This window comes from Stenotrophomonas sp. STEN240, assembly GCF_056756175.1.
Genome location: NZ_JBRRBO010000004.1, coordinates 101,898 through 115,904, shown reverse-complemented (window position 1 = coordinate 115,904; position 14,007 = coordinate 101,898). Strand labels below are relative to the sequence as shown.

Genomic DNA, 14,007 nt, shown 5'->3' with positions numbered 1-14,007 from the left:
GCGGCCAACGCTTGGGCTGAAGGTAACGCGGCGAGAACCCCCAACGTGGCGGACTGTGTGATGAAGCGGCGACGACCTGGAACCGTGCGTATCGACATTGCCAGCAGTCTCCCTTGTGGAGGGCTCAGCTTAGCCGGAGTTCTAAACCTAGTGATCGAAAAATGGCGGAATTGAGATCACCCGACCAGCACTGACATCACACGTGTCGCACCCACTATGCCACCGGGCACAACCGCGTTGCCCCTTTCGTGCGACTCCCAACGACTCAATCCAACGTTGAGCCAAGGGCTTTTTGGCCCCTGACTTCTGGCTAAAGCCGTCTCAGCAGACTTTGAAAAAAACTGCCGGCCCACCAACGGCATCCGATCCGCGAAGAAAGCAGATTCATCAAATACGGAAGGCAGGCGTAGATGTCGGCAGCAGTGCTGCGCTCTGCCAAGCTCGATGCCCGAAAGCTCGGGCCTTGCTACGACCGATGGCATCAGCTCATCGCGGGCGGCGAGCATGCACTGAAGAGATAAAGAATAGAACTTTTCAATATATCTCTGAATTCAATTATGTCAGCGATTCTGTAGCTGAGTTCATAACTTATGTCAGTGACCACTGCTGAACCGTCAACTACAGTTCGGGCGTTTCGTGGAAGTTGGATACATCAGCAACCAAAGCTCCGTCTTCCGTTCATTCCCAGGCGAAGCGCATTCCTAAGCAGGAGAGAACAGCGATGACGACAATAAAGGTACTGGCCCGTTCCGGGCTTACGGTTGCCCTGATGAGTGCTGTATTGAGTTTCAGTGCACACGCACAATCCACATCGGGCGCCATCAGCGGCTCGGCCGAAGTTGGAAGCACCATCGTTATTGAAAGTACATCAGGCCTTTCGCGCTCCGTGGTGGTAGACGCAAACGGGCGCTACAGCGTGAGTAGCTTGCCGGTTGGCGCCTATACGGTGAAGCAGATCAAGGATGGCGCTACCGTTGGCACCCGCAGTATCACCGTTGCGGTTTCATCCACCGCAGATGCTTCATTCAACGCCACGACGCTGTCGGCTGTCGAAGTAGTGGGCACGCGAATGCAGCCCATCGACGTGACCCAGGTCGATTCACGCATGGTCATCACGGCCGAACAGTTGGCCAAGCTGCCGATCGCGCGTAGCGCTGATGCCATCGCACAGTTGGCTCCTGGCGTCATTCAAGGGTCCAACGACTTCGTCAATGCATCCAACGGTCAGCGACTGTCCTCCTTCGGCGGTGCTTCTGTTTCCGAGAACGCCTATTACATCAACGGCATGAACGTCACCGATCCGCTGAAAGGTTTCGGCGGCATTGAATTGCCTTATGGCTCCATTGAGCAGCAGGAAGTGTTGACCGGCGGCTATGGCGCTGCGTACGGGCGCACCACCGGTGGCGTCATCAACCAGATTGGTAGAACTACCGCTACAACTACAACACCTTCAACCGCGGTGACTACCTCAGCAACGCGACCGCGACTGACACGAAGGCGGTGATGTGGATCGCCAAGTACACGGGCTATCTGACGGACAACCTGACGGTCAATGCCCAGTATGGCGAACAGAAGACGGACCTGGAGTCCGATCCAGACAACAAGTTCTCCAACCTGATACCGGTCAGTGGCAGCGTCAATCAGAACCCGGCCCTGAACGGCGGAATTCCCATCACCAATGCCAATAAGCTGGCGCAGATATCCGACCCCAGGCATCAGACGTTTGGCGCAAACTACCGCTTGGATGTGACCTACCATCTGGGCGATCACGCGATCACCGCCGGCATCGACAACCAGCGGACCGAAGACCGCAACGACAGCACCATCATGGCGCCGGACGCCGGTTACCTTTGGCTCTACGGCCGCAAGCCGAACGCGATGACGCCCATCAGCGAAGGAGGAGTGGGCGCTCCCGGCAACTATCCCGGCGGCGAGACCGGCTACTACGTTTCCAAGTACATCCAGGAAACCCGCGCCTCGGTCAAAGTCATGCAGCGCGCTCAGTACATCGAGGACAACTGGCAGGTAAACGACCGCTGGCTGGTCAAGCTCGGCCTGCGCAATGACCAGTTCATCAATTACAACCCGGAAGGCCAGGCCTACATCAGGCAGACCAAGCCGCAGTGGGCACCGCGATTGGGCTTCGCCTGGGATGTCAATGGCGACAGCACATTCAAGGTCTACGGTAACGCTGGGCGCTACTACCTCGCATTGCCAAACTCACTGGCTGCACGCGGCGCCGCGGGTTCCATCTATACCAACGAGTACTACACCTACACGGGCATCGATGCGAACGGCAACCCGACCGGCCTGACCGCGATCGACACAATCAACGGCCCGGGCGCCCCCTACTCGGCCAATCGCGAATACGGCCAGTCGCCGGATCCGAAGACGGTTACGGCAAAGAACCTGAAGGCCCAATCGCAGGATGAGTACATCGTGGGCTTTGACAAGGTCTTCAACGAGAACTGGAACTACGGCGCCAAGCTGACATACCGCAAGTTGAACAACGCCATCGACGACACCTGCTACATCGAGAAATTCGAGGAAATGGCTGCTGCTCAAGGCATTGATACCACTGGCCTACGCGGTTGCTATTTCTTCAACCCCGGTAGGGCCGCGGTGTTCAACCTGCCCAATAGCCAGGGCGGTTACACCGAACTGGCCATCACCAACGCAGACTTCGGTTATTCAAAGGTAAAGCGCACCTATACGGCATTGGATGCCTATATCGAACACCCGTTCGACGGCAGGCTGTGGGGGCGCGTGACTTACACCTTCGCCCACAGTCGCGGCAACACCGAAGGTCAGGTGAAGTCCGACATCGGCCAAAGCGACATCTCGGCTACGCAGGACTGGGACTACCCATCCCTGATGGAATATGCCGGTGGCCACCTTCCGAATGATCGTACCCACCAGCTCAAGGCAATGGGCATGTGGCAGATCAACCCGGAATGGAGCGTCAGCAGTACGTTGCAGATCATGAGCGGGACGCCGAACTCCTGTCAGGGGGCCTATGGTCCGGATGAGACCTACCCGGCCTACCCTGGCAACTACTACCATTGGTGTGGCGGCAAGCCGGCCAAGATGGGCGACGCCGGTGAAACGCCCTGGATCAAGAATCTCAACCTCAGTGCCGAGTACCGTCCCTCATTCGCTGACGGAAAACTGGCTTTCACCGTTGACGTGCTGAATGCCTTGAACGAACAGAAGGCTACCCGTCTGGAGCCGGACTACGGCCCCGGCATCTATCGCCAGGTCCTGTCCTGGCAGACTCCACGCAGCATGCGCCTTGGCGTGACCTACGACTTCTGATGCAACCGCTGTGAACAGAAGGGGGCGCTGATTAAAGCGCCCCCTTTTCTGTTCTTCCCCATGATCCATCGCAAGCAAGAGTGGTACGCAGCGGCGTCCGGGCCATTGCGCTGCTTCGATCCCAATGCCTACACCGCAGAACTCCGGGTAACGAAACAACAACAAGGCCAAGTGTCACCTGTACGCTTATCGAAAGCGAATCCTCACGGGTATCATCAAGAGATTCTTGATTGAGTAAAACGATGTTTGATGAATATCTGGAAAAATGGGATCTAACGAAGGACGGCGACCCGTTTGCTTCGTTGAATGGCTACCTGCTTCCAGTTCGTCAGCGCGGCCTTCCCGCAATGCTTAAAATTTCGAAACTTGCCGAAGAGCAGGCAGGAAGCTTGCTGATGGCGTGGTGGAACGGTGACGGTGCAGCGCCCGTGCTGGCACAGGAAGGCGAGGCCTTGCTCATGCAGCGCGCACTCGGATCGGCGTCACTGGTGCAGATGGTGGGTAGTGGCTTGGACGACGAAGCCAGTCGCATCCTCTGCAGCGTTTGCACACGGCTTCACAAACCACGTACTGCGCCACCACCGCCATTGGTTCCATTGGAGCGCTGGTTCGAGGCTCTCTTGTGCGGAGCGAAGACGCACGGGGGCATTCTTGAGCACTGCGCAAGAACCGCACGCGAGCTGCTCTCAGATCCGCGCGATGTAACGGTACTGCATGGCGACATCCACCATGGCAACGTGCTTGATTTCGGCACTTCCGGCTGGCTTGCGATCGATCCCAAAGGGCTGTGCGGTGAACGCGGCTTTGACTATGCGAACATCTTCTGCAATCCCGATGCTATGAGCGCGCTTGCGCCAGGTCGCTTCGCAAAGCGAATAGAAGTGGTAGCCGCGGCTTCAGATATGGACCGCCACAGATTATTGCAGTGGGTGCTCGCCTGGACTGGTTTGTCGGCAATCTGGATGCTCAACGACAACGTCGCGCCGGGGAGCAACATTGAGGTAGCGAAACTAGCCGCGTCGGCGCTCGATATCCCCTACTAGGTTTGGCGTTCCAAATTGAGGTAGTTGGTGAAATTCAATGTACCGAAGCGGGTTCACCCGCCGTTTTCACCGACACTTGCGAGAAGGCCAATCAAGGCGCACTGAAGAGTACCTGTCGCCTCGTCGAAAACTGATGTGCGCATTTCGCTCTGGCAGTACGGGCACCAAACGGGCACCAGAAAATTCTGCGGAGGCATGCCTGGCGGGGAAAAACACCGCAAGAATTTGATTCGCTTGGTGGGCCCACCAGGATTCGAACCTGGAACCAAAGGATTATGAGTCCTCTGCTCTAACCGTTGAGCTATAGGCCCTTAGCGACGACACAGTGTAGTGGAGCCGGCTGCGTGCGACTACTTCCACGTGTCTGCTTTTGATGTGCGCGTATTGCGCACTGCAGCGCTCGACTGCAGGGGCGCAGCACCGGCTGCCGCCGGACAGCAACGCCGCTGTGCGCACCCCACCGCCGCACGCCCAAAGAAAAACCCCGCCGGGGCGGGGTTTCTCCTTGCCGGCGCTTACGCGCCAGCCGTCACCTGCAAACCAGCGATCACTCGATGTCGAGGAAGCTGCGCAGCTGCTCCGAACGGCTCGGGTGACGCAGCTTGCGCAGCGCCTTGGCCTCGATCTGACGGATACGCTCGCGGGTCACGTCGAACTGCTTGCCCACTTCTTCCAGCGTGTGATCGGTGTTCATGTCGATGCCGAAGCGCATGCGCAGCACCTTGGCTTCCCTCGGGGTGAGGCCAGCCAGTACGTCACGCACGGTTTCCGACAAGTTGATGTTGGTGGTGTTCTCGATCGGGGACTCCACATTGGTGTCCTCGATGAAGTCGCCCAGATGCGAATCCTCGTCGTCGCCGATCGGGGTTTCCATCGAGATCGGCTCCTTGGCGATCTTCATCACCTTGCGGATCTTGTCTTCCGGCATGTCCATTTCCTTGGCCAGCTCCTCCGGCGTGGCCTCGCGGCCGTACTGCTGGAGCATCTGGCGGGAAATGCGGTTCAACTTGTTGATCGTCTCGATCATGTGCACCGGAATACGGATGGTGCGGGCCTGGTCGGCGATCGAACGGGTGATCGCCTGGCGGATCCACCAGGTGGCATAGGTCGAGAACTTGTAACCGCGGCGGTATTCGAACTTGTCGACGGCCTTCATCAGGCCGATGTTGCCCTCCTGGATCAGGTCCAGGAACTGCAGGCCGCGGTTGGTGTACTTCTTGGCAATGGAGATGACCAGGCGCAGGTTGGCCTCGACCATTTCCTTCTTGGCCTTGCGCGCCTTGGCTTCGCCGTAGGCCATGACGCGGCTGATTTCCTTCAGCTCGTCCAGGCTCAGCTGGGTGTTCTTTTCCAGGTCGATGGTGGCCTGCTGCTCGGACACGATCTGGTCCTTGACGTCACGCAGGGCCGACGACCACTTCTGCTTACGCTTGATCGCGTCTTCCACCCACTCCAGATTCGTCTGGTTGCCTTCCCACGAACGGATGAAATCCTTACGCGGCATACGGGCAGTGATGGTGGCCAGGTGCAGCACGCGGCGCTCCTGCGACTTGACCTGACCCATGGTCTCGCGCAGCAGGCGCACCAGCACGTCGGTCAGCGGCAGCGGCAGCTTCAGGGTCACGAAGGTGGCCGAGATTTCTTCGCGCAGCTTGGTCTGGGCCTTGGTGTCGCCCTTGGCGTGAGCCTTCTTGAACTTGGCAAGATCGCTGGCCAGCTGCTCCATGCGGTTGGCAACTTCGACCGGATCCGGACCGGTCGGGCCGGCCTCTTCCTCGACGTCGTCACCGTCAGCGTCTTCGTCGGCGTCTTCGGCAGCGTCATCGCTGGTGTCTTCGGCAGCAACGGCCGGAGCCGGTGCTTCTTCGACCAGGTCGTTGAAGCCGACGATCACTTCGGCCAGGCGCTTCTTGCCTTCCTTGTGCAGTTCGTAATCGGCCAGCACCGACTCAACGGCCAGCGGGAAGGTGCCCAATGCAGCCTGCACCTGGCCCAGGCCTTCTTCGATGCGCTTGGCGATGGCGATTTCGCCTTCGCGGGTAAGCAGCTCGACGGTACCCATTTCGCGCATGTACATGCGCACCGGGTCGGTGGTACGGCCACCTTCGGTGTCGAGTGCGGTAAGTGCGGCAGCTGCTTCTTCAGCGGCGGTATCATCGACTTCACGGTTGCCGGTGTTGCCGTCGCTGAGCATCAGCGTGTCGGCGTCGGGGGCAACTTCGTGGACATCGATGCCCATGCCGGTGATCAGGCCGATGATGTCTTCGATCTGCTCCGGATCGACCATGTCGTCGGGCAGATGGTCGTTAACTTCGGCGTAGGTCAGGTAGCCCTGTTCCAGGCCCTTGCTGATCAGAAGCTTGATGTCGTTTTGCTGGGCAGGACGTTCGTTGGCCATGTAATGCTCGCGCCACCGGCGATTGTGAAGATGGGAACCTAGCATTATACCAGCGCAGCATAACGCTTGCCGGGGCGGTGGGTTCGCGGCGCGTTATGGTCTGAGCAGAAAGGTTACGGGCCCATCGTTGATCAGGCTGACAACCATATGGGCACCAAACTGACCAATTTCCACCCCCGGCGCGTGCTTTTCACGGCAGATAGCCACCAAACGATTGAAAAGCCGTTCAGCCTCGGCCGGCGGGGCGGCGCTGGTGAAGCTCGGACGCATGCCTGAACGGGTATCGGCGGCCAGGGTGAACTGGCTGACCAGCAACAGCCCGCCGCCGGTATCGCGCAAAGAACGGTTCATCTTGCCGGCATCGTCGGCGAAAACCCGGTAACCGATCAATCTGTCCGCCATCCGCGACAACATCGCCTCGTCATCCCCCGGCTCCACCCCGACCAAGGCCAGCAGCCCAGGGCCGATCTGCCCGACTACGGCATCGTCGACAGTGACCGAGGCCTGGGTAACGCGCTGGATCAGGCAAAGCATGGCAGCTCCTGCAGTGGGGGCCGGGCACCATAGCACCGTGCGCCAGCGGCTAAACTTGGGGGAATGAAACCGCAATCCGTCGCCAAGCTCTATTACCGCCTCGCCTGTGCCCTGACCCACCTGCCCTGGTCCTGGCAGCGAACCCTGGCCGATACGGTGGCGTGGCTGTGGCGCAGCATCAACGCCCGCGAAAGCCGGGTGACCCGCCGCAACCTGGAGCTGGCCTACCCCGAGCTGGACGCGGCGCAGCGCGCGCGCCTGCACCGCGAGGTACTGCGCACCACCGCCCGCCAGGCCCTGGAAACCCTGTACCTGTGGACCCACGACCCGGCCAGCAACCTGTCCCGGCACCTGCGTGAGCGCCATGGCCAAGAGCTGTATGACGCCGCGCTGGCCTCGGGCAAAGGCGTGATCGTGGTCGCCCCGCATTACGGCAACTGGGAGCTGCTGAACCAATGGCTGGCATCGCGCGGCCCCATCGCCATCGTCTATGCGCCGCCGGAAAACCCGGTTGGCGATGAATTCCTGCAGCTGGTGCGCGGCGGCGACAACGTACGCCAGGTGCGTGCCGAAGGCCCGGCGGTGCGGCAGTTGTTCAAGGTACTCAAGGATGGCGGCGCCACCGGCATCCTGCCCGACCAGCAACCCAAGAACGGCGACGGCGTGTTCGTACCGTTCTTCGGTATCCAGGCGCTCACCATGACCCTGGTCAACCGCCTGGCCGAACGCACCGGCGCCACCATTCTGTATGGCTGGTGCGAGCGCATCGGGCCCAATCTGGACTTCGCCCTGCATATCGAACCGGCCGAAGCGCAAATCGCCGACCCCGACCTGCAGCTGGCCGCCGCCACCCTCAGCGCCGGCATCGAGCGCATCGCCCGCCGCGATCCGGCGCAATACCAGTGGACCTACAAGCGCTACACCCTGCGGCCACCCGGCAGTGGCGAGCACGACCCCTACGCCACCGCCCGTCACCCGCATTGAACCTGCTCCTGCAACACTGCATCACCCGTGCTGCTTGATTGATTCGACAGCCAACGGCCCCCATAAGGTTTCAGATGAACAGCCCTGCCCTCGCCCGCCCGTCCTACTTCGGCCAGACCGCCGCCATCCGTTGCGAGCGCGCTGCCGCCGAACTCCGCGCCGGGCGCCCGGTGGTGATCAGCGATGGTCAACAGCGGCTGGCCAGCATCGCGCTGGACAGCAGCTCACCGGAGGGCTTCGCCGCCTTTGCGGGGGCCGCGCAAGGCCGCCATTACCTGTTCCTGAGCGCAGCGCGCGCGCAGACCCTTGGCATCAGCGCCGCCAACGGCATCCATGTACCGCTGGCCGGCCGCGATTTTGCCGAGCTGCCGGCATTGGCCTACCTGCGCGATGCCGTCGCGTCGGCCGATGCAGCAGCCAGCGGCAACGCCCTGGACGCAGCAACGATGGAAGTAGCGCGACTGGGCCTGTTGTTGCCGGCCATGGTGTCGGTGGAACTGGACGCGGCCGCCAGCCCGTTCGATGACTGCCTGCAGCTGGACACCACCGCCCTGTATGAAGGTGCCGGCCAGGCCGGCCAGGACTACGAACTGGTCACCCGCTCGCCGGTGCCGCTGCGTGATGTCGGCATGAGCGAGTTCGCCGTGTTCCGTGGCGGCGTGGCCCAGCGCGACCAGGTCGCGGTGATTGTCGGCACCCCCGACATGGGCGGCGCGGTACCGGTGCGCGTGCATTCGTCCTGCCTCACCGGCGACCTGTTCGGCTCGCTCAAGTGCGACTGCGGCGACCAGCTGCGGCGCGGCCTGCGCACGCTCAAGGACCTGGGCGGCGGCATCCTGTTGTATCTGGACCAGGAAGGCCGCGGCACTGGCATCGCCGCCAAGATGCGCGCCTACGGCTACCAGCACGAAGGCCTGGACACCATTGATGCCGATGCGCAGCTGGGCTTTGGTGCCGACGAGCGCCGCTATGGCAGCGCGGTGGCCATGCTGCGCGCGCTGGGCGTACAGCGCATCCAGCTGTTGACCAACAATCCCACCAAGGTGCAGCGCCTGCGCAACGCCGGCATTGAAGTAGTGGGCTGCGTGCCGATCACCGGCGAGATCACCCACGAGAACGAGCAGTACCTGCGCACCAAGGCTGCACGTGCCGGCCACCACCTGGATGTGGATGCATTGATCATGGCGGCGCAGTAACGGCCCTGCTTTTCGCGGTATTTGTGGGAGCGGCGTAAGCCGCGAAACCACCACACCACCCGGCGCCGCGACGGCGCCCCACCTTGAAATTCCGAGCGCAGGCTTTCCGGCGTCCTGCCGCCTCGCCAGCTTCGCGGCTTAAGCCTCTCCTACAACAGCCATCGCCACCCCAACTACCGTTGTACGGCCCCGCCGTTATATCGTCTGTGCATGACTGAACCCCCTGCCTTCGATACACCCGCGCTGGACGACAAACAATGGCAGGCCCTGCCGCCACGCGGCGCGCTGTTTGCCGCCGCCGGTACGGCACTGAGCATGGCGCTGTTGCTCGGCGTAGCCTGCCTGGTGGTGATGCTGGCCATCGATCGATCCCACCTGTTTGTCGTCCCGCTGGCGGCCGCCGCCGTTGGCGCCCTGCTCGGCGCATGGTTTGGCTGGCGTCGGCATCGGCTCACCTTCTGGCGGCTGGACAGCCAGTCGCTGGGCGTGCGCCGCGGCCATATGTGGCAGAGCGAAAGCCATGTACCGGTATCGCGCGTACAACACCTGGACCTGCGCCGCGGCCCGCTGGAGCGCATGGCCGGGCTGGCCACGCTGATCGTGCACACCGCCGGCACCCGCATGAACACCGTGGCGGTGGCTGGGCTGGCACAGGCCGACGCCGAACGCCTGCGTGACCGCCTGGCGCGCCAGCTCGACCACGACGACGACGCACTGTGAGCGAGCTGCCACCGCCGCTGCCCAACGAAGAGCAACGCCTGCACCCGTGGTCGTGGCTGTTTGCCCTGCAGCAGCAGGTGCAGCAGTTCCTGCTGCCCTTGCTGGCGCTGCTGGTATTCGGCAGCCGCCGCGATGATGACCTGCCCTACCACCACTGGATCAGCGGCGCGATCGTGCTGGCGCTGGTGGCCACAGCGGTGCTGCAATACCTGAGTTATCGCTACCGCATCGGCAGCGATGCGCTGAGCATCCGCAGCGGCATTTTTGAGCGCACCCGCCGCGAAATCCCGTTCGCGCGCATCCACAACGTGGTGGTGCACCAGAACCTGCTGCACCGGATGTTCGGCGTGGCCGAACTGCGCCTGGAATCGGCCGGCGGCGACAAGCCCGAGGCGGAAATGCGCGTGCTCAAGTTGGCGCAGGCGCTGGAGCTGGAGCAGCTGATCCGCCAAGGCGGCAGTGGGGCCGCGGCAACCACGCAGACCGAGATCACAAGCGACGGCGTGCTGCTCAGCCTGCCCTTGTCAGAACTGGTACGCCAAGGCTTGATTTCCAACCGGGCGATGGTGGTGTTGGTGGCGGCGATCGGCGCGGCGTATCAATTGTTTCCGCGCCGGGCCACCTCTGATTTCATCGAGGAACAAGGCCGGCATGCCTTCGGCTATGCCAGCCAGTTGCAGTTGGGCACACTGACAATGGTCGCCAGCGGCCTGTTGCTGTTGGCGTTCGCACTGGTCTTGATGCGGCTGCTGTCGGTCGGCCTGGCCATCGTGCAGTACTACGGCTTCCGCCTGAGCGAGGCCGACCGCCGCCTTACTGTCGAGCGCGGCCTGTTTACCCGTGTGCGCAGCAGCGTCGCCCAGCGCCGCATCCAGGCCTGGACGCTGCGCGAAGGCGCACTGCATCGTCTGTTCAAACGCCGGCAACTGCGGGTGGACATCGCCAGTGGCGGCCAGCAGCAGGAGCAGGACGGGCGCGCGCTGAAGGAACTTGCGCCGCTGGCACCGCCGGCCACCTGTGACGGCCTGCTGCAGCATCTGCTGCCGCAACTGCAATGGCCGCCGGCGCAATGGCAGCCGGTCAGCACCCGCGGCTGGTGGCGCCTATGTCTGCCCGCGCTGCTGTTGATGGGCAGCCTGTCGGCATTGCTGGTCTACGAGACCGGGCGCGCATGGGGCCTGCTGCCCCTGCTGTGGCTGCCGTGGTCGGCACTGAAGGCGCATCGCCAGGTAAGCCGGATCGGTTACAACATCGATGCGCAGCGTGTCGCCATCCGCGGCGGTTGGTGGAACCGCTGGTGGCGCGTGGCCGAGCTGGACAAGTTGCAGGCCTTGCGACTGGATCGCTCGCCGCTGGACCGGCGTTTCGGCACCGCGACGCTGACCCTGGATACCGCAGGCGCGGCCGGCGCGCCGGCCTTGCAACTGCGCTTCCTGGAAGAAGCACAGGCGCGTGCATTGATGGCGCAGCTTGAGCGGGAGATGGTGCGGCGCAAGCTGCGTTGGTGAGCGCTCCCCTTCTCTCCCGCCCCTTGGGGCCACCCTCTCCCGCGATGGGAGAGTGAGCGGTCATCGCGAGTTGAAGCATTGCCCCTGATTGCAGCTTTCCCCCTCTCCCCTTGCGGGAAAGGGTTCCGAAGGAGCGGAAGAGGAAGAAAGCTTCAGCAACTAAACCCGCGCCGGCCCCCAATAGCCGATGCGCTTGCGCAGCTTGATCTTGCGCCACCAGTTGCGTGGCTTGGGCTTGCGGTTGCGCCCGCCCTTGGCGATGAAGTCATCAATGGCCTGCAGGATGCGCTCGCTGGACTGGCCATCGCGGTAGGGATGCAGCTGATCGGCAAACTGGCGCACCGCCGCCATCAACTCGGGCGGCCGCGACAAGGCGGTGCGGATAGCGCCTTCAAACTGCGCCGGGTCATCGATGTCGATCAGCTGCGGGCCCGGCCGGCGGTTCTTGAAGGTGACCACCGGCTTGTAGGTCAGCAGGAACTCGTTGAGTGCAGAGGAGGTGTCCGAGCACATCATGTCCACCTGCGGGAACAGGTCCAGGATGTTGTCGTCATCGGCGAAGCGCAGGTACGGGCCTTCCAGCGCGCGGTACTTGGCGGCGATTTCCGGGTCCATCTTCGGGTGGAAGGTGACAATCCAGCGCCATTCGCCGGTCTGCGACAGCCGCTTGATCTCGTCGTAGAGGATGCCGGCGGCACTCCAGGACGGCGAGAAGGTGGAGTGGTACAGAATCACCGGCGGCTCGCGCACCGGGTCGGGTTGGTCCTTGAGCTGGCTCATGAACGGGTCGATCTTCGGGAAGCCGGTCTCCACCACCGAAAAATGTCCGGTCTTCTGTGCCAGTTCCGAAAAAGCGGCGGTATCGCGCGGCCCGGTGGTGCAGTACAGGTCAAAAAAGCCGCGGATGTAGATATGCCGTGGCTTGCCCGCGTCGAAGCCGTGGAAAGTTTCCACCTTCACCCCGGGGAAGAAGTGCGGCACCGCGTTGGACGAGGTGATCACCGCGCAGGGGTTCCATGCGCGCACCTGGGCCACCGTGAGCAGGGTTTCATCGGCGGTCAGGTCTTCCGCGCCGGGGCCGTCGAAAAACCATGCCGCCTCATCGCCACGTGAGCGGATCGCCGCCTGCAGCGGGCGGAGGATGGCCAGGGCATAACGCTCGGACCCGTACAGCAGATAGTGGCGTGGCACGGCGGGGAACTCCTGAATATCCCGGATATTGCGCAATTATCGCATCGCCAGTGGGAGCCGTCGCTGCTAGGCTTTGGCCCATCCCCCGTGCCAGACGCCGCATGCCCAGCCCAAGCACCACCCTGCCCACCCAGCGCCCGCGCCTGTCCGCCTGCATCATCGCCTTCAATGAAGCCGACCGCATTGGTGACTGCCTGGCCTCGCTGGCGTTCTGCGACGAGATCGTGGTGGTGGATTCGTTTTCCAGCGACGCCACCGTTGCCGTCGCCGAGGCGGCCGGCGCGCGCGTGGTGCAGCGGGCCTTTGATGGCTTCCGCAGCCAGAAGGCGTTCTGCGTTGAACAGGCCAGCCACGACTGGGTGCTGTGCCTGGATGCCGATGAGCGGGTCAACCCGGAACTGCGTAAGGCCATCGAATCCGAACGCGATGCCGGCTTTCCCCGCGCCGTCGGCTACCGGTTCGCGCGCTGTTCGGAATACTTTGGCCGTTTCCTGCGCCATGGCACGGCCTATCCCGACCGCGTGCTGCGCCTGTTCGACCGCCGTCATGGCGGCTGGCGCGGTGATCGCGAGATCCATGAAGCAGTATCGCTGGACGGCCCAGCCGCCCTGCTCAAGGGCGACCTGCTGCACCACCCCTACCGCAGCTTCCTGCAACTGCTGGACAAGAAGCAGAAATACGCGCGGATGATGGCCGAACACGAGTTCGGCAAGGGCAAGCGTGCCAGCCTGGGCAAGCTGATCATCGCCCCGAGCTGGCGCTTCGTCCGCAGCTACGTGGTCAAACGCGGCTTCCTGGATGGCTGGCCGGGGCTGATCGAAGCCTTCGTCAGCGCCAATTACGTGCGGCAGAAAACCATCATGCTGTGGCTGCTGCAGAACGGGCAGCCGCTGGTGACCCCGTCCGCCGGGAACAGCCAGGGCAAGTAAGCCTGCCAAGGGTCACAGTACTTACTGAACCCTGCCCGGCAATTGCCACGCACATGCAATTCTGTTCGTTGAAGATGCAGGTTCGCATCGCTAGAATTGTTCGTTCTAGCGACTGAGAATCAGACTGGTTGCACGGTGGCCGTCCCGCTGTCACTGCCACCCTCCCAGCGGCGTCTCCACGCCCCACCG

The 14,007-nt window shown here is 62.5% G+C and carries 11 protein-coding genes and 1 tRNA gene; 8 read left to right on the top strand and 4 right to left on the bottom strand.

The annotated features are described in order from the left end of the window. Positions 1-721: 721 nt before the first annotated feature. The 3 genes from ACVOKO_RS03210 (at position 722) to ACVOKO_RS03200 (ending at position 4,358) form a co-directional block, all read left to right on the top strand. The gene (locus ACVOKO_RS03210; RefSeq protein ID WP_346497211.1) at positions 722-1,504 is read left to right on the top strand and encodes a TonB-dependent receptor; all 783 of its coding nucleotides are present in this window, start codon (positions 722-724) and stop codon (positions 1,502-1,504) included. Then, on the top strand, positions 1,504-3,315 hold the full coding sequence (locus ACVOKO_RS03205; protein WP_346497209.1) for an outer membrane beta-barrel protein: 1,812 nt from the start codon (positions 1,504-1,506) through the stop codon (positions 3,313-3,315). Before ACVOKO_RS03210 ends, ACVOKO_RS03205 begins: the two co-directional genes overlap by 1 nt. 242 nt (positions 3,316-3,557) lie before the next feature. After that, entirely contained in the window at positions 3,558-4,358 is an 801-nt protein-coding gene (locus ACVOKO_RS03200; protein WP_346497207.1) for an aminoglycoside phosphotransferase family protein, read from the top strand. 235 nt (positions 4,359-4,593) lie between these two features. Here the strand turns inward: ACVOKO_RS03200 and ACVOKO_RS03195 are convergent. From ACVOKO_RS03195 to dtd, 3 genes are all read right to left on the bottom strand, one after another. Continuing rightward, positions 4,594-4,669: transfer RNA gene (locus ACVOKO_RS03195), tRNA-Ile, on the bottom strand. A 236-nt stretch (positions 4,670-4,905) separates the two neighbouring features. After that, positions 4,906-6,756 carry an RNA polymerase sigma factor RpoD gene (gene rpoD / locus ACVOKO_RS03190; RefSeq protein ID WP_346497205.1) on the bottom strand — a complete coding sequence of 617 codons (1,851 nt, stop codon included), beginning with the start codon at positions 6,754-6,756 and terminating at the stop codon, positions 4,906-4,908. A 93-nt stretch (positions 6,757-6,849) separates the two neighbouring features. Then, a complete protein-coding gene (dtd, locus tag ACVOKO_RS03185; RefSeq protein WP_346497203.1) occupies positions 6,850-7,290 on the bottom strand; it encodes a D-aminoacyl-tRNA deacylase in 441 nt (146 codons plus the stop codon). A gap of 63 nt (positions 7,291-7,353) precedes the next feature. Between dtd and ACVOKO_RS03180 the strand changes: the two genes are divergently transcribed. From ACVOKO_RS03180 to ACVOKO_RS03165, 4 genes are all read left to right on the top strand, one after another. Continuing rightward, positions 7,354-8,274, top strand: coding sequence for a lauroyl acyltransferase (locus tag ACVOKO_RS03180; protein WP_346497201.1), 921 nt, complete (start codon positions 7,354-7,356; stop codon positions 8,272-8,274). 74 nt (positions 8,275-8,348) lie between these two features. After that, the gene (gene ribA / locus ACVOKO_RS03175) at positions 8,349-9,470 is read left to right on the top strand and encodes a GTP cyclohydrolase II RibA (RefSeq protein ID WP_346497199.1); all 1,122 of its coding nucleotides are present in this window, start codon (positions 8,349-8,351) and stop codon (positions 9,468-9,470) included. A 210-nt stretch (positions 9,471-9,680) separates the two neighbouring features. Beyond that, positions 9,681-10,190, top strand: coding sequence for a PH domain-containing protein (locus ACVOKO_RS03170; RefSeq protein ID WP_346497197.1), 510 nt, complete (start codon positions 9,681-9,683; stop codon positions 10,188-10,190). Further along, positions 10,187-11,698 (top strand): PH domain-containing protein, encoded by a 1,512-nt coding sequence (locus ACVOKO_RS03165; RefSeq protein WP_430980702.1) that lies wholly within the window; start codon positions 10,187-10,189, stop codon positions 11,696-11,698. Before ACVOKO_RS03170 ends, ACVOKO_RS03165 begins: the two co-directional genes overlap by 4 nt. A 159-nt stretch (positions 11,699-11,857) precedes the next feature. Here the strand turns inward: ACVOKO_RS03165 and ACVOKO_RS03160 are convergent, their stop codons facing one another. Further along, complete coding sequence (locus tag ACVOKO_RS03160) at positions 11,858-12,889, bottom strand: CDP-glycerol glycerophosphotransferase family protein (protein WP_346497195.1); 1,032 nt, start codon at positions 12,887-12,889, stop codon at positions 11,858-11,860. A gap of 101 nt (positions 12,890-12,990) precedes the next feature. On the opposite strand from ACVOKO_RS03160, the gene ACVOKO_RS03155 reads away from it, so the two are divergent. Next, complete coding sequence (locus tag ACVOKO_RS03155; protein ID WP_346497193.1) at positions 12,991-13,818, top strand: glycosyltransferase family 2 protein; 828 nt, start codon at positions 12,991-12,993, stop codon at positions 13,816-13,818. Positions 13,819-14,007: the final 189 nt, after the last annotated feature.